The organism is Pseudomonas sp. 3HC3, from assembly GCF_044904505.1.
Taxonomy (GTDB): domain Bacteria; phylum Pseudomonadota; class Gammaproteobacteria; order Pseudomonadales; family Pseudomonadaceae; genus Aquipseudomonas; species Aquipseudomonas putida_Y.
The window spans coordinates 1-15,354 of the sequence record NZ_JADDRH010000033.1; the positions used below are offsets into that span (position 1 = coordinate 1).

Genomic DNA, 15,354 nt, shown 5'->3' on the forward strand with positions numbered 1-15,354 from the left:
GTGGAAGACAGGGAATCGTGTTTCGAACTATGCTTTTTCATGGTCTCGCCCTCGCTGCCGTTGGCTTCTTCGAACACCACCGTGGCACTGTGATGCCTCGGCGGGGGCGAGTCCATCGATTACACCTATCGGGGGTGGACACACATCGGTGATTGGGCACAGGCCGCGTGTAGGAGCGGGTTCACCCGCGAAAGGGCCGGCCCTGCTGGTCAATTTCCACCCGCCGTTCACCGTTGCCGCCGCTACTCAAACCCCTTCAAAAGGCCCCATGCACCCGCACGACCACCCCAAGAAATTCGCAACCCTCTTCACACAACAGCGCCGGGTAGTTACTGTTCAATGCCTTCAGATAACGCTGCCCACCTTCCTCGGCCAGCTCGCGGAAAATTGCCGGCTTGCCCGGCTGACGAGCGATAACCAAACGCCCCGCCTCAGCCTCTACACCCGGGTCCACCAGCATCCGCATGCCCTGCGGCACACTGCGGCCACTGACAGCGCTCATGGCATCGTTTTCCACGGTTAGCCAGAACGCCTTGCCCTGTGCCAGGTAGTCAGTCTGCTCGAAAACAGCAGGCTCTACAGCCGTTGCAGCCTCTAACTCACTCCAACCCAGCACCGGGTAACGGAAGCAAACGATGTATCGCATGAGGTCGGGTTCGTCATCATCGTCATCCACCCCAGAAACACAACGTTCGCCATCAGCCTGCCCGTGAATACGCAATTGCAAGCGGACGCAGTAGTGGGGCATGCCAATCTCAACCAAAGTGCGGTTCATCGACTCGAGCTTCGGTTGGCGCCGCTTGTTCACCCAATGTCCTACACTGCCTTGCGACACGCCTACGCGCTCGGCAAGCTGCTCTTGGGTAAGCCCTAATTCCTCCATCCGGTCGCGAACGAGGGCAATCCACTTATCCATGTTCATGGCTGGCATGCCCCTCACGTATAGCGGCCTTGTGGCGTGACACAGCTTCGCAGCAACCCGGCAGCCTAGAAGGCCCCATGTACCCGCACCACCACTCCCAGAAACGCGCAGCCTTCTTCACACAAAACCGTCGGATAGCGCGTATTCAGTGGCCTGAGCATCTTGTCTCCACCCTCTTCGACCAACTGCCGCAATACCGCCGGGCGCCCCGGCTGCCGTGCAATGACCAACCTGCCGGGCTGTGCCTCCAGCCCGGTATCCACCAGCACGCGCATGCCCTCGGGCACGCTCTTGCCACTGGCCGCGTTCATCGAGTCGTTTTCCACCACCAGCCAGAACGCATTGCCGGCGGGCATATAGTCCGTCTGCTCATGGGACGTGCTCGTTTCAGGCAATGGCCCCTGCAGGTCAGCCCAACTCAGCACCGGGAAGCGGAAGCTGGCATAGAGCAGCGCCTCGGCTGAAACCGGCTGCTCGGCCGTATAGAGCCCTTGCGCTTCACGCACGATGTCGCGCTCGACCACCATGACCTGGGCTTCCAGAAACACCAGCCCAAGCTTCTCCAGCTTTTCATTGATGGTTTCCAGCGTCGGCCGACGCGTGCCACGCAGCCAATGCCCCACGCCCCCCTGCGTCATGCCCAGGCGCTCGGCCAGTTGGAGCTGACTGAGGTTATGTTCGCGCTTGTAGCGCTTGAGAAATGCGTTCCAGTTTTCCATGAGCGGCAACAATACGGACTGTATTAACCGCTGCAATACACAATCTGAATTATTTATTTGGCACTACATAGTACAGCTTGACCTATTCTGTGATTCCAGTGTGCTTGAAGGGAAATCAGCAGGTATTGCCATGAAACCATCGAAAAACGACGAAACAGATCTCGACAGCGAAGCCGCACGCCGCGCGCTCGACTACTACCTCAACCCCAACCCGCCACGGCCTACCCTGGACAACAGGATCTGGACCCTGCACGAGGGCGTAACCGGCGACCAGGCCCAGGAACACGCCATCGCCCTGCTGCGCTGCGCTGCGGCCACCGCCCAGGAAACCGCTACACACCAGCACGGCAGCCAGCGCGAACTGACCTTCGCGTTGATGCACATGATGGACATGGCTCGCGCACTGCTGGAACACAAACGCACCGAGTGACCGGGTTTACAGACAAGAAAGAAGGGAGAGAACGTGATAGCCAGGTAACGGCAAATGCCCCGATTGCCGGGACAAGGGAGCGCATCGGTAAAATTTTTTTACCGAATTAGCGAAAATTCATTTGACTGCCAAATGATAACGATTATTATTGCACTCAGCTGATCGCGAGATCTGCTGGATAACCTGAAAGCTTAGGTCGCTCTCAGATTATCTCCTCATCAGGCTAATCACGGTTTTTGACCCGGCTTTTTGCCGGGTCTTTTTTTTGGCTCTTCAGGCTAATGAAGATCGTAATGGCGCGCATGATAACAAAGGTGTTTCAGGGCGTGAACGCTCGTTACAAAACTTTGCGGAATCAGCACTTGAGAATCAATCTCGTTTAATCTACGCTGATCACGCATCACGGAAGATGCCCCCTCCTCCCCTTTATAGAGCAAGGAGCTGTCCATGACCCGTCTGCTGCTGCCCCTTGAACACCCCACTCCTGCTGCCGAGCATGATGCCGACGACGCCCTGCTGCATGCACTGCAGCGGCTACCACGGCGCGTACAGCAAGTATTCCTGCTCAACCGCCTCGATCAGCTGGACTTCGCAAGCATTGCTGTGCGCCTTGACCTGCCACTGGCGAGTATCGAGCGCAACATGGGCCAGGCGCTGCAGGCTGGCCGCTCGCGCCGGGATGTGCTGACGAGCGTGGCCGGGCAATGGTATGTGCGCTTGCAGAGCCCGCAGGTGACAGCATGCGAGCGTATCGACTTCCGCCGCTGGCTGGATGCCGATACGGCGAACTTGCAGGCGTTTCACGATACGGAACTGCGGTGGCGCAGCCTGCTGGCGCCGGCACGGCAATTGGGCCATGACGGCTGGTATCGGCAAGGCCGGGCGGCGCTGTCGCTGGGCGGCTGCTCGGTTGCGGTCGGGCTGGGTGTGGCGGCGTTGGTACTGGTTGGGTTCTGGGCTTGATCAGCGCTTCAGCATGCCTGTACGTCCCTGCCCCTGAGCATGCACCCTGCCCATGCCTGACTTCAGTTGCTCGATAGCCTGGGTACAGCAATGCAGTGCCAGGGCTCGCTCTTCGTTTTGCACCGCCTCCTGCTTACATGACAGGCACATCCGCCTGTTCGGCCAACGCCACCCTGACTGGCTGTTGCAACAACCCTCGGGGCAACCGAAAACCTTTGAACGGTTGTTGAGTAATTGGGTTGAAGGCCTTTTCCGCGTTCAGCCGGTAGCGCATCACACCATCACCTGTTTTGAAGCTCAGGTCCACGCTGGTTGCCGTACGCCCATTGAGCGCACCGCGGCTCAGCAGGCGAAACATCGACCAAGGCCCTCGATACTCCAGGCTGCTGCTATTGCCATTCTGCCTGAGCAGGGTCAGGTTGCTGCGCACGTGTTGCCCCAAGGTATTGGGCCAGACAATACCGGTGATCTGGCTTGGGCCGTGGGTGTAGGAAATCAGCTGGCCATCCAGATCCAGCAGGCTGGTGCGTTGATTTGCACTAAGCCCCAACGGCTCGATACTGAACTGCACGCTGAGGTTACCGCGCTGATCAAAGAACGTTTCGCGGATGCGATCGGCCCGTTCCAGCTGCTCGATCACATCGGTACGGATCAGGGATCGCCCCTGCAAACCATCCTGCAAGGCTTCCAGATTGTCCTTGAGGAAAAGCTTCAGGTATTGATCCTGGAACTGCTGCAGTCGCCCATTCGGCCCGAAGAACGCTTCAAAATCTTCCAGCGCAGCGTCGGGTGCCCTGACTACGAAAGGGTAGCGCTCTGCCAGGCGCTGCTGAAAGAAGCTGTAGACCTCAGCATCCCACCGTCGCTCCAGCTCGCGCAGCGCTTCAACGTTCAGCACTTGCGCCGTTTGATCTGCCACCTTTCTAACGTGATGATTGATTGGCTCCGGCAAGCCAGTGGCAACGCGTTGCAAGGTGCCGATGGGGTCGTGCCCGGTCATTGAAAAGCGTTGATGCACTGCGTGCAGCGCAGCCTTGCCTCGGTCTGGGCTACCCTGTACCGCCTTGGCATAGTCGTGGACGGCGGCTATGGCTGCGTGGGTTTCATCGTAGTAGCTCGGTTTTTCGCCTGCAGCGTGCAACATGGCGCTCAAGCCTGCAAACGCCCGCTGAATGACCAGCGCCTGTTGTTGCTCAGGCTTGCTGTTGACCGAAACAGGCGAAGGGGCCTCATCCGCCACGCCAACATTCACCGGTGATAACAGCGAACTGTTGTCGCGAACCGTCTCCAGCAATCGGTGCAACGGCGCCGCTGGCCCGGCCAACTGTTCAAGGACCGTGACGCCATGATCCAGGTCTCGAAAATCCGCCACGGAGAATGCGTTCAAGGCGCGGCGCCAGCTGTCGATGTAGTCGGCGCTGTACAGGTTGCGCAGGCGCTCGTTCAGCGCAGCCTGGTCGGCATCGGAGTAATCCAGTTGAGCACGTTCCCCCAGTGCCCACTGGTCGATCATGGCCATTTCCGTAAAGCGCTGACTACGCGGTTCAAAGTACTCCTTGAAGCCTTTGGCGGTGAGCATTGGCGCCAGCAAAACACCATTGTCGCCCTGGCTCGAGCCGGAAGACAGCTGGTAAACGACATCGAACGCAGGCCCCACCTGATGACGCAGGTCCAGACCGGTATGCAACTGTTCCTGGGCCTGCTGCTTCAGGCCCGCATACACGCGTTGTGGCAACGGCACCTTACGCAATGTCTGCTGCACGAGGCTGACACGCTGGCGATACTGCGGCAGGTCGGTATCCGCGTAGGCCAGCGCATACTTCAGGTGCCGCATGAGGTCTCGTTGCAGCTGCCCCTGGCCGGGGAAGGCCTGTTGCCATTGTTGCGCCATCCAGTCCTCGACCCATTCCGCTCGGCGGTTCCGGCGATCCTCAAGCATACGGTAAACCCGGAGCGCGGCCATTTGCTGCTCGCTGCCGGGGGGCGCCGCATCCATGGCCTCGATCACGCCGCTGGCCAACGCAGGCAAGAAGCGCCTGGACAACAAGCTGAGGTACGCCTCATCCACGGTCGGCCCGATGGTACGGCCCTGGTACAGCCCCAGATCAGCAACACCCGGCCACGCAGCGCGGTAGTCGCCAAACACTGCTACCGCATCGCGGATCTGGTCCAGCGGCTCCAGCAAGTTGCGCCCGGTCGGGTCCAGACGCTGATCCACTTCGTGATGGCTGTACTCCCGACTCTTGGCCAGCACGCTGGCGGCCTTGACGCCATTGATGTCGAAGTAACGATGCCAGCTGGCGATGGCGACGCAGAAGGCCAGAACGCCTACAGAAGAACCCACCCACAGCAATTGGCGCTTGCGCCGAGCCACCCTCACGTTGTCGCCGGCAAGGCCGGCCTCTTTGTAGATGACCCGTCCAAAGGCCTGTTGAATGAAGTAGGCCAACGCCTTGCCCTGCGCCTTGCCCTCAACCAAGGGGAGGCTGGTCTTGTAAGGCTGCGCCGCCTCACGGACAAAGGCGTTGCGCACGTCACCGTGCTGGACGACTGACGACCAATACACACCGCGCACCAGCGCCGGGGTGGTGAAACGGTCACTTGCCAAGGTCTCGCGCAGAAAGCCCAACAGGATTGGGCGCAACCCGAGCAACTGCCTATGCAGTGAGTAGAGACGTGAACGCAACGCAGGGCTACCCTGCACGTCCAGCTGATCGATCACCTGCTCGAACAGCTGCTCCAGCAACCGATCATAATGTTCGCCATACTCGCCTAGCCAAGCGTCGAAGGTGTCGACCGCATCCAGCTTGAACGTGAATCCAAACAGGCTGTTGCGCTTGGCGGCCGAAAGCTTGCTGTAGAATTGGTCGAAGCCGTCCAGCAGATCGAATTTGCTCAACACGACATAAAGCGGCAAGCGCGAGCCCAACTGGCTGCTCACCTCGTAAAGACGTGTGCGCAGCAGGTGGGCAAGTGCCGTGCGTTGCTCGACGGTACCGTGCAGCAGCGCGGGCAGGTCGACAACCAGCACCAGGCCGTTGAGGGCTCTCTGGCTTCGATTGCGCTGCAGCCAATCCAGCAGATGCTGCCACAAGTTGGCTTGGGTTCCAGGCGGTACCGAGGACTCAGCGTCAGTGGAGCCACTGCTCAGCGAATCTACGGGACCGTTCTGGCTGATAAAGGCACCGGGCGGGTCGATGATCACCGCATCATTGCTGATCCACCATCCCACGGGGTAGGCGAGCGCTTTCGCAGGCCGGCCTCGTGCCTGGGCCCTATCGATGCGGGTCAACGAGAAACTTTGGTCGGTGCAGTCAATAAAGCTGCTCTTGCCGGCCTGCCTGGCGCCCAGCACGAGGTACCACGGCAATCGGTACAGCGCGCGACGCCCACCGGCATTGTCCAGGTAGCGTGCGAGTGCTTGGCTCAACCCCTTCTCTTGTGCGTGAACGAACGGTAGCGCCGGGTCCGCCTCGGCGTCCATTGCCTGCCGACGTTCTGCTTGCAAGCGGCGAAAGCGCGTTCTCAACACGACCAGCCAGCACAACAGCGCCATCAACAAGAGCACCAGGCTGGCCACACTACGATGCACCACACTGGCCAACGGCTGCTGATCGCGCCACGTCCATTGCGGGCCGAGCCACCAGATGGCAACCAGCATCAGCACAGCGCCAAGCCCAAGTAGCAGCGGCATTGCCAGACCGATACGGGTCATCAGCGGCCAGCCCCAACGTTTGAGGTACTTCCAGAGTTGATTCATCGAGGCTCCTGCTCCTTGTTCCGATCGGCCAGCACGTGGGAGGACGCGTATTGTTGAAGCCGCCGGAATACCTCGGGCTCCCAGTCGCTGGCGGTGGTTTGCTGCATCGTTCGCGCGACCCCGGCGCACAGGTCCTGGGCTAACCAGGACACGCCTCGTGCGGCCAACAGATCAGCTGCGATGACGGTGGTATGACAGCGCTCGCGAGGAGCTCGAAAATCTGCCTGCATCCCCTGCAGCCTTAGCAACACCGGTTCTACGCCGCCGCTTTCCAGCTGGCTGACCAGTTCTTCGCGAAGGCTGGCGAACTCTTGGGAGGCTGCCGCTTGCTCGGACTGCCCGTCTGCCCCTTTGAGCCAGGCCAGGCATTGGTCGTCGACAAACACCTGACCGTCGCTGAAGCACAGCTGCTGCAGCGCTGGCATGCGCAGCACGAAACGAGCGGTCGCCGCACGGATGGCCTCAGCCACTTCGCCCATCGCCAGCCGCGACGCGGCGGTTGCGGCAAGAAAGCTGCCGCGAATCCAGAAGGGAGAAGCCGTCACACTTTTTTCAACTCGCTGGAGCAACGCCGCGTCGATTACGGTGCCGGCGATGGCATCCTCGTAGTCACTGGCAATATCCCGTGGTACTGCCATCAACTCTGTACGGCTGCCCTGCCGGGTTTGCGGTGCGGCCTGAATGTGGGCCCACAGGCCGAAGCGACGCAGTTGATAGCCGGTCGGGTCGTACGGGTCCTGCTGGTTGATCAGCTCGGCCATGCTCAACATGGCTCGGCGCGTCTCGCGCTCGTTACCGATCGACATGCGTGGTTTTGGCGTGGCGATGACATCAGCCAGCGGTGCAGGTTGCGGGCTCTCCACCGGGGCCTTGGGCGCATCGCACTCGCCAATACCGTTGGCAAGCGCCGTGTGTTTGCGCAACAGGCGCTCCAGCTCCCCCAGAACAGCCGGGTCAAGCTGGGCAGTTTCCTGCTGATACATCAAACGGGCCAATGCACGCTTCGCCGCTGCGGCGTGAGCCGCGGTGTACGTGAAACGATCAAGGCGCGGCAGCGCATCGATCAAGCGATTGAACACCAGGCCAACGATCTTGCGCTTGGTCAGGAAGCCTTTCGGGCCAGGCGTTGGATGAGCGGTTTCCCAATAGTTGTCGATCATTCCGCCCAGCAACGCCAAGGTAAACCCCCAGCGCTCCCAACAGCCACTGCGCAGCCACGCAACGCTCAAGTGCGCGACGATCCGCAGATGCTTGCACTGTCGCTCCAGGTACTGAGCAGATGCCTCCTCGATGTAGTCCCAGTCGATAGACGCTTCCTGCAGCCCACCCAGCTTGACCATCTCCTGGTCAATGGCCTGGTAGGTTTCGTCTTCCACATCGAACAGTCCCGCCGGCACCTGGGTATCGATGGGTGCGAGCAACCGTGTGACTTCTTGCGCCTCGACCTCAGCTACCAGCGACATGTCTTGCGAGCCTCGTCGATAAGCGGGTCCAGCCCCTGAGCGTCAAAAACGAGTCCATCAACGGCAGGGTTGTCGCTCTCTACGTGAATGCGATGGGCCCCGATCAATTGCCTGATCTGCTCGATACCCGGCAAGCCTCTGCCGGCGTCGAGCACTTGGCCGTTTTCCATCACTTGCCACGGGGTGGGTACAGTAGCGCCCCGCTCCCCTAGCAACCGTACCTGCACTCGGCTGGCATCGACGGGTTGGGCGGTGACCAGTTGCAACCTCGAGATGTTCTGCACGCAGCTGATGATCAGGTAGGGGTGCGGTGCAACTGAAGCAATCGCAGGTGCAGAGATCATGAGTCCGCCTTCTTCAGAACGGAGGCGAAACCTCAAGTCCTCGGGCGCCCGCCCCGTCTCATGGATCAATACGCGACGCACCGTGGGCGCCTCCAGCTCCTGCGCTGACCACTGTCGGTGCGGCGTGAATCCCGGCGTACCCGCCGCCTGATCGAAACACGCCAGGCGCTCGATATTGGACACGATCCGTGAGCAGTCCTGTGATGCGCGGGTTAAGGCAGGCATGAACAAAAACAGTAATGAAAGTCCGACGCCACCTGCATAACGAATAATCATCTCACCTTAACTCTCCCGCTCAATAGCACACATACACCAGCATTAACCCGGCCACCCCAACAGCAAAAAAAGGCTAGTACACAAACTCACAGTTATTCAAGAAATTATTTTGTTACATATTTGAACTCGACGCTCGGCAATTATCAAGCGCATGGTTTTTAAGCAACTCAGAACCCAAATTCCAGGCATCATGTTTATCCCATGTTTAACACGCAAGCCTTACTTGTAGGAAACGTCCTACATATAAAACCCACACTGGAAAATATATATAACCATGACTAAATCCTCAGGCTCCGTTGCACCCAAAGAACGCATCAACATCAAATATGTGCCCGCCACCGGTGACGAGCAGGCCGAGGTAGAGCTGCCGCACAAGATGATGGTGCTGGGCGACTTCGGCCTCGATGACAGCCGCTCCCTCGAAGACCGTCAGGTCATGCGCATCGATAAACACACCTTCAACAACGTGTTGAATGACGCCGATGTGAGCCTGGCCATGTCGGTGCCCTCCGCGCTTGACGCTACTCCGGATGCAGAGCTGGCAGTCAACCTGCAATTCAAGTCCATCCAGGACTTCGGCCCAGATCGCATCGCACGCCAGGTGCCCGAGCTGAACAAGCTGCTGCAGTTGCGTGAAGCGCTGGTTGCCCTGAAAGGCCCGCTGGGCAACGTGCCCACCTTCCGCAAACAGCTGCAGCAGCTTCTGAACGACGCGCATGCCCGCAAGCAACTCGCGCAAGAACTCGACCTGGTGCTTGAAGCGCCAAAAGCAGACTGAGACAACGGAGCGTCCCCATGCCAAAGCCAAGCACAACTGTCACTGTTGAAACACAGGCCGAAACACTGAGCAATGCCACCTTGCTCGACCAGATCATGGCAGAGACCAAGTTGGTTCCCACACAAGAGGGTTACCAAGTGGCCAGGCAGGGTGTATCCGCCTTCATTGCCGAAATTCTAAAAAACAATGACCCAGATCAATTGATCAACAAACACCGCGTCGACCAGATGATTGCCGAGCTGGATCGGGTCCTCAGCAAGCAGATGGATGCCATTCTGCATGAACCCGCGTTCCAGCAACTTGAATCCTCGTGGCGCAGCCTCAAACTTCTGGTCGACCGCACGGACTTTCGCGAGAATATCAAGCTCGAAGTCTTGCACGTCAGCAAGGAAGACTTGCTCGATGATTTCGAGAACGCCGCCGACATTACCTGCAGTGGTATTTACAAACACGTCTATACCGCCGGTTACGGCCAGTTCGGTGGCGAGCCGGTCGCGGCAATGGTTGGCAACTACAACTTCGGCCCCTCTTCGCCTGATATCAAGCTGTTGAGCTACATGGCGTCGGTCGGTGCCATGTCGCATGCGCCCTTCATTGCGGCACCCTCCCCAGAGTTCTTCAACCTGAGCAGCTTCGAAGCGCTACCCAATCTGAAGGAAATCAAAGACATCTTCGCCGGCCCAAGGCATGCCAAATGGCGCGCGTTCCGCGAGAGCGAAGATGCCCGCCACATCGCGCTGACCGGGCCGCGCTTCATGCTGCGCTCCGCCTACCATCACCAGGACCAGCCGATCAGCAGCTTCAATTACGATGAGAACATCAACGGCCAGCACGACAATTACCTGTGGGGCAGCTCAGCCTTCCTGTTGGCCAGCTGCATCAACGACAGCTTTGCCCGCTACCGCTGGTGCCCCAACATCATCGGCCCACAATCGGGTGGTGCCGTCGAAGACCTGCCGGTGCATCTGTACCAATCGCTGGGCCAGCTGCAGGCCAAGATCCCTACCGAGGTACTGATTTCCGATCGCAAGGAATTCGAGCTGGCCGAAGAGGGCTTTATCGCCCTGACCATGCGCAAGGACAGCGACAACGCCGCGTTCTTCTCAGCCAACTCGGTGCAGAAGCCGAAAAACTTCCCCAAGACACCCGAAGGCCTGCAGGCACAGACCAACTACAAGCTCGGCACCCAACTGCCCTACCTGTTCATCGTCAATCGCCTGGCCCACTACATCAAGGTGTTGCAGCGCGAGCAGATCGGCAGCTGGAAAGAGCGACGCGACCTTGAGTCCGAACTCAACAAATGGATCAAGCAATACGTCGCCGACCAGGAAAACCCGTCGGCCGATGTGCGTAGCCGTCGGCCGCTGCGTGCTGCCAGGGTCGAGGTCTCGGACGTGGCGGGTGATCCGGGCTGGTACCAGGTCTCGCTCGCTGTGCGCCCGCACTTCAAGTACATGGGCGCGAACTTCGAAATTTCCCTGGTAGGCCGGCTCGACACGCAATGAGTGGTTTCTTCGATCGCTTGATGGCGGACCCGTCCGCCATCCGGGAGCCGTCTCGCCAGGAAAACGCTTCGCACAAGTTCGCGGCCATCAAGCGCCACCTCGAAACGTTGCTGAACGCTCGCCAAGGCTGCTCCCAGAGCAGCCCCGAGCTGGGCCTGCGCGACTTCAATGGGCATGACGTCAGCAGCGGCGACCTGCTGCAGCAAGTGAGCGCCGATATCCGCCGTACCCTCCAGCGCTTTGAACCGCGCATCCACGTGCGCGCGCTCAAAGCGGTACCCGATTGTCACGCCCCGTTGCAACTGCATTTCAGGCTCGACTGCCAGGTGCAGGTCAACAACCAGGCAGAGCAGTTGCAGCTGGAGTTGCTGGTAAACGGACACAACCGCTACACCCGAGTGAGGTGACCCATGTCACTGAAGGACAGATTCAGCGAAGAACTGCGTTACCTGCACGAGTTGGGAAACGACTTCGCCAAGGACAACCCCCAGCTTGCCCGGCTGCTAGGCAAGGCGGGCAGCGACCCCGATGTCGAGCGGTTGATGGAAGCCTTTGCGTTTCTAACGGCCAAACTTCGGCTGAAGCTGGAAGATGACCTGCCAGAACTCACCCACCCCATGCTGCAGATACTGTGGCCCAACTACCTGCGCCCGTTGCCCAGCGCCACGATTATCCGATTCTCGCCACGCAAACAATCGCTCAGCCAATCACAGCACATTCCCAAAGGTGCAAGGTTGTTCTCGAAACCCGTCGACGGCGTGCCCTGCGAGTTTCGTACCTGCACGGGAGTGAGCCTTCATCCATTTGAAATCAGCGCCGTCAGCGCAACCCAGACACTCGACAGTTCTGTGGTTCGCATCGGCCTGCAAACCTTGGTCGAACGGCCACTGAATACGTTGGGCTGCACGCGTCTGGACTTCCACCTGAGCGGCGACAACCGCACCGCTCTGACGCTTTATCTATGGATCTCTCAATACCTCAAACACGTCAGCGTGATCATGAACGGCGAGGTGCGCCGGCTACCGGCCAACAGCATCGCGTTCCCGGGTTTCAGCCCTGAGGAGGCCTTGCTGCCCTACCCGCAAAACGTGTTCGATGGCTACCGGATTCTGCAGGAATACTTCGTGTTCCCGAAGCGCTTCCACTTCTTCAGCATTACCGGCCTGGAAAAGCTATGGCCGGCACAAGCCTGCCAGCAGGTGGGCATCGAGTTGCATTTCACGCGCCAACTGCCAGAACCCCTGCGCGTTGGCTCAGAAGATTTCAGCCTGTTCTGCACCCCGGCGGTCAACCTGTTCAAGCACAGTGCCGAGCCCATCGACCTGGCCAGCGAGGCTGCCCAGGTAGAGCTGAAGCCCAGAAGCGAGGCGCAGTCCGCTTACGAAATCTTCAGTGTCGACGAAGTCATCAGCACCCGAACGACCACTGACGGAAGCACCGGGGAGCACCTGCGGACTTTTCGCCCTTTCGAATCGTTCGCCCACGAAATCGAGCATGCCCAAGGCCGCACGGCGCTCTACTACCGCTACCAACTCGAAGAGTCCCTGCGCGGCGATGGCGTGACCCACCGCATCGCCTTCGTGCGCGCCGATGCCAACAACTATATAGGCGAGCTTGAAACTGCATCCATCGACCTGACCTGCACCAACAGGGACTTGCCGCTGGCGCTGGGCGTGGATGACATCAACGTCCTCACCGAAGTCACGCCGCCCCTGGCGACCTATACCAACATCTGCGCCCCCACCCGCCCCTACCGGCCCGTGCTGGATGGCCAGTTGCAGTGGGCGTTGATATCCAACATGTCGCTCAACTACCTGTCGCTGCTGTCGGTCGAGCCGCTCAAGGCGGTTATCCGCACCTACGACTTCGCGGCGTTGCACGACATCCAGCAAGCGCGCACTACCCACAAACGCCTCGACGGTATTCGCGAGATCCACACACAGCCCATGGACTGGCTGATCAAGGGGCAACCCATTCGCGGCCTGCACACCCGGCTGAAACTGGACCAGACCGCCTTCCTCTGCGAAGGCGACCTCTACCTGTTCGGCTGCGTGCTCGCGCACTTCTTCGCCCTGTACGCCAGCATCAATTCCTTCCATCAACTGGAAGTGATCAACACCACCAACAACGAGCACTACACATGGCCCATCCAGACCGGCAAGCAACCGCTGATCTAGCCGACAAGCTGCTCGCCAATGCGCACCAGTACAACTTCTTCCAGTTGCTGGAGCGGTTGCATGGCCTGCACGGGGACGACCTGGAACCGCGTTGGGCGGATGAGGCCACCCGGCTGCGCGTGCGGCTGGCCAGCGACCCGCGCCTGACCTTTCCCGTCGCTGATGTGTACAAGGCCGAGCGTATGCCTGGGGAGTATGAGCGCTATCGCGTGTGCACCACGTTCATGGGGCTGCACGGTACCGACTCGCCCTTGCCCACCTATTACCTGGAGCAAGTGGCTTATGAACATGCCCAGGGTGTCGGCGTGCGGCCGGCCTTCTTCGACTTCTTCAACCACTACCTGCTCAGCCTGCTGCACCGAATCTGGCGCAAGTACCGCTATTACATCCGTTTTCAACCCGGTGCGCGCGACGGGTTCTCCCAGTACATGTTTGCCCTGCTCGGGCTGAACGACAAACAGCTGCGCGGCGACACGACACTGCCCTGGAGCCGCCTGCTCAGCTTTGCCGGCGTGATCGCCAGCCGCAGCCGCGCACCGGGTACCGTCGCCGGCATCATCGCCCACTGCTTCGATCTGACGCACGTGCAGATCCGCGAATTCGAGACGCGCTCGGTCCTCACCAAAAGCAAACAGCTTGTAAGCCTCGGGCGCAGCAACGGCGAACTTGGCAGCACGTTCATGGTCGGCAGCCGCACCCGCACCCGCAGCAGCAAGTTCACCATCGTCATCAGCGAACTCGACCAGGCGCAGCTGCATGACTTGCTGCCCAGCGGCATCAACTTCGGTCGCTTGCGCGCCTTGATTGATTTTCTGCTGCGCGATGGCCTGGCGTATGACCTGGAGCTGCGCCTAAAACAAAACGCACTATCACCGTTCTGCCTGCACCGCAGCCAAGGCGCCTACCTGGGCTGGACCAGCTTTGTCGATGAACGCGATGGCCAGATCAGTCCCGTTGTCCGCTTCCGGGGGCGCTCATGAGCACATTGACCTTGTGCATCATCAATCTCGACCAGGTGCAGCACACCGTCACCCTGCGTCATCGCTTCGATCGCACGGGCGGCACCATCGGCAGTGACGGGGCCGATTGGGTGATCAAAGACCCCATGGCGGCGTTCGAGGCGCTGGCTGATGCGGCGCCATCAACCGCGAACCCGCTGCAACATCTGGCGGCGGGAGAACGCCCATGAGCCGCCTGGCCTTCTTGATGGCGCCTTTGCTGATCGTGCTGGTCGAGCTGTCAGGTTGCACGTCCTTGAGCAGAGCCACCAAGGTGGTGCTGGACCACTCGTTACCGATCGGGCCGCCCAAGGACGACCCAACCCAAGTCGCGTTCAGCATCAACGTCAGCCCAACGCTCAACGGCAACCCGAACAGTATCGACGTGGCGGCCATCCCCGAGAGCATCCTGGAACCCAGCCCCTACGCAGTCACCTTGAGCGCCGGCGATCCGCACGCACTGACCGACAAAGTCGGGACCCTGTTCGAATACCTGCAAGCGCAATTCCCCGCCATGTCCCCCGTGGAAACCGGCGAAGAGGACCTAAGCGAATGGGCTCGCTCCCCGATGGAAGAAAGCTCGCCCGGCAGCTATGACGACCCCACGGTGGTGCTCACACTGCCGGGCAGCAAGGCCGAAGCCAGCGTGCCTGTCGCCACACCGATTGCCATCAAGATCCTGCAACTGCGCGATGACTCGCTGCTGCGCAACAGCGTGTACCAACTGCTGGACGATGACCCCGCCAAGGCACTGCGCAGTACCTACATCCGCGATGACGATTACCTGCTGAACCCAGGCCAGTTCAAGTTCATACCGTTTGAGCCCATCGAGCCCGAGACCCGCTTCGTCGCGGTGATCGGCGACTACAGAAACCAGGAGAACGCGACCTGGCAGCAAGTGTTGCGGATTCCGCCACGCGGCCACCAGATCATTCTCTCAGTGCTGGTCAATGACGCGCAGATTCTGCTCAAGGAGGAGGAATGACAGCGCCTCTGCACCCTATCCCCCTTACTCACGC

At 59.9% G+C, this 15,354-nt stretch carries 14 protein-coding genes; 9 read left to right on the top strand and 5 right to left on the bottom strand.

The window, feature by feature from the left end:
* Window positions 1–256: 256 nt before the first annotated feature.
* On the bottom strand, window positions 257–922 hold the full coding sequence (locus tag INQ47_RS25025) for a LexA family transcriptional regulator (protein WP_014755936.1): 666 nt from the start codon (window positions 920–922) through the stop codon (window positions 257–259).
* Between the two features lie 65 nt (window positions 923–987).
* Window positions 988–1,641, bottom strand: a complete 654-nt coding sequence (locus INQ47_RS25030) for a LexA family transcriptional regulator (RefSeq protein ID WP_003251326.1) — start codon at window positions 1,639–1,641, stop codon at window positions 988–990.
* A 130-nt stretch (window positions 1,642–1,771) separates the two neighbouring features.
* Between INQ47_RS25030 and INQ47_RS25035 the strand changes: the two genes are divergently transcribed.
* Together INQ47_RS25035 and INQ47_RS25040 are read left to right on the top strand one after the other, a co-directional pair.
* Window positions 1,772–2,071 (top strand): DUF6124 family protein, encoded by a 300-nt coding sequence (locus tag INQ47_RS25035; RefSeq protein ID WP_003251328.1) that lies wholly within the window; start codon window positions 1,772–1,774, stop codon window positions 2,069–2,071.
* A gap of 447 nt (window positions 2,072–2,518) precedes the next feature.
* Entirely contained in the window at window positions 2,519–3,034 is a 516-nt protein-coding gene (locus INQ47_RS25040) for a DUF4880 domain-containing protein (protein WP_404702848.1), read from the top strand.
* Window positions 3,035–3,167: 133 nt separating this feature from the next.
* On the opposite strand, the gene tssM is transcribed toward INQ47_RS25040, so the two are convergent.
* The 3 genes from tssM to vasI are packed head-to-tail and all read right to left on the bottom strand — an operon-like array spanning window position 3,168 to window position 8,877.
* A complete protein-coding gene (gene tssM / locus INQ47_RS25045) occupies window positions 3,168–6,794 on the bottom strand; it encodes a type VI secretion system membrane subunit TssM (RefSeq protein ID WP_404702849.1) in 3,627 nt (1,208 codons plus the stop codon).
* Window positions 6,791–8,257 carry a type VI secretion system protein TssA gene (tssA, locus tag INQ47_RS25050; RefSeq protein WP_252458743.1) on the bottom strand — a complete coding sequence of 489 codons (1,467 nt, stop codon included), beginning with the start codon at window positions 8,255–8,257 and terminating at the stop codon, window positions 6,791–6,793. The genes tssM and tssA overlap by 4 nt, the downstream gene beginning before the upstream one ends.
* Entirely contained in the window at window positions 8,245–8,877 is a 633-nt protein-coding gene (vasI, locus tag INQ47_RS25055) for a type VI secretion system-associated protein VasI (protein ID WP_209967104.1), read from the bottom strand. Before vasI ends, tssA begins: the two co-directional genes overlap by 13 nt.
* 274 nt (window positions 8,878–9,151) lie before the next feature.
* Here vasI and tssB point away from each other — a divergent pair, with 274 nt between their 5' ends.
* The 7 genes from tssB to tssJ are packed head-to-tail and all read left to right on the top strand — an operon-like array spanning window position 9,152 to window position 15,320.
* Window positions 9,152–9,655, top strand: coding sequence for a type VI secretion system contractile sheath small subunit (gene tssB / locus INQ47_RS25060; protein ID WP_319298840.1), 504 nt, complete (start codon window positions 9,152–9,154; stop codon window positions 9,653–9,655).
* A 17-nt stretch (window positions 9,656–9,672) separates the two neighbouring features.
* Window positions 9,673–11,160 carry a type VI secretion system contractile sheath large subunit gene (tssC, locus tag INQ47_RS25065; RefSeq protein WP_209967110.1) on the top strand — a complete coding sequence of 496 codons (1,488 nt, stop codon included), beginning with the start codon at window positions 9,673–9,675 and terminating at the stop codon, window positions 11,158–11,160.
* On the top strand, window positions 11,157–11,567 hold the full coding sequence (gene tssE, locus INQ47_RS25070) for a type VI secretion system baseplate subunit TssE (protein WP_209967112.1): 411 nt from the start codon (window positions 11,157–11,159) through the stop codon (window positions 11,565–11,567). Before tssC ends, tssE begins: the two co-directional genes overlap by 4 nt.
* Before the next feature lie 3 nt (window positions 11,568–11,570).
* Window positions 11,571–13,337, top strand: coding sequence for a type VI secretion system baseplate subunit TssF (tssF, locus tag INQ47_RS25075; RefSeq protein ID WP_209967115.1), 1,767 nt, complete (start codon window positions 11,571–11,573; stop codon window positions 13,335–13,337).
* Window positions 13,301–14,317: a type VI secretion system baseplate subunit TssG gene (gene tssG, locus INQ47_RS25080; RefSeq protein WP_404702850.1), complete on the top strand. Its 1,017-nt coding sequence runs from the start codon at window positions 13,301–13,303 to the stop codon at window positions 14,315–14,317. The genes tssF and tssG overlap by 37 nt, the downstream gene beginning before the upstream one ends.
* Window positions 14,314–14,526, top strand: coding sequence for a hypothetical protein (locus tag INQ47_RS25085; protein WP_404702851.1), 213 nt, complete (start codon window positions 14,314–14,316; stop codon window positions 14,524–14,526). Before tssG ends, INQ47_RS25085 begins: the two co-directional genes overlap by 4 nt.
* On the top strand, window positions 14,523–15,320 hold the full coding sequence (gene tssJ / locus INQ47_RS25090) for a type VI secretion system lipoprotein TssJ (RefSeq protein WP_404702852.1): 798 nt from the start codon (window positions 14,523–14,525) through the stop codon (window positions 15,318–15,320). Before INQ47_RS25085 ends, tssJ begins: the two co-directional genes overlap by 4 nt.
* The last annotated feature ends 34 nt before the right edge of the window (window positions 15,321–15,354 follow it).

Bases quoted from the DNA above. Each gene is read 5' to 3' on its own strand.
- INQ47_RS25025 (WP_014755936.1), bottom strand. From the start codon at position 922: ATGAACATGGATAAGTGGATTGCCCTCGTTCGCGACCGGATGGAGGAA.
- INQ47_RS25030 (WP_003251326.1), bottom strand. From the start codon at position 1,641: ATGGAAAACTGGAACGCATTTCTCAAGCGCTACAAGCGCGAACATAAC.
- INQ47_RS25035 (WP_003251328.1), top strand. From the start codon at position 1,772: ATGAAACCATCGAAAAACGACGAAACAGATCTCGACAGCGAAGCCGCA.
- INQ47_RS25040 (WP_404702848.1), top strand. From the start codon at position 2,519: ATGACCCGTCTGCTGCTGCCCCTTGAACACCCCACTCCTGCTGCCGAG.
- tssM (WP_404702849.1), bottom strand. From the start codon at position 6,794: ATGAATCAACTCTGGAAGTACCTCAAACGTTGGGGCTGGCCGCTGATG.
- tssA (WP_252458743.1), bottom strand. From the start codon at position 8,257: ATGTCGCTGGTAGCTGAGGTCGAGGCGCAAGAAGTCACACGGTTGCTC.
- vasI (WP_209967104.1), bottom strand. From the start codon at position 8,877: ATGATTATTCGTTATGCAGGTGGCGTCGGACTTTCATTACTGTTTTTG.
- tssB (WP_319298840.1), top strand. From the start codon at position 9,152: ATGACTAAATCCTCAGGCTCCGTTGCACCCAAAGAACGCATCAACATC.
- tssC (WP_209967110.1), top strand. From the start codon at position 9,673: ATGCCAAAGCCAAGCACAACTGTCACTGTTGAAACACAGGCCGAAACA.
- tssE (WP_209967112.1), top strand. From the start codon at position 11,157: ATGAGTGGTTTCTTCGATCGCTTGATGGCGGACCCGTCCGCCATCCGG.
- tssF (WP_209967115.1), top strand. From the start codon at position 11,571: ATGTCACTGAAGGACAGATTCAGCGAAGAACTGCGTTACCTGCACGAG.
- tssG (WP_404702850.1), top strand. From the start codon at position 13,301: ATGGCCCATCCAGACCGGCAAGCAACCGCTGATCTAGCCGACAAGCTG.
- INQ47_RS25085 (WP_404702851.1), top strand. From the start codon at position 14,314: ATGAGCACATTGACCTTGTGCATCATCAATCTCGACCAGGTGCAGCAC.
- tssJ (WP_404702852.1), top strand. From the start codon at position 14,523: ATGAGCCGCCTGGCCTTCTTGATGGCGCCTTTGCTGATCGTGCTGGTC.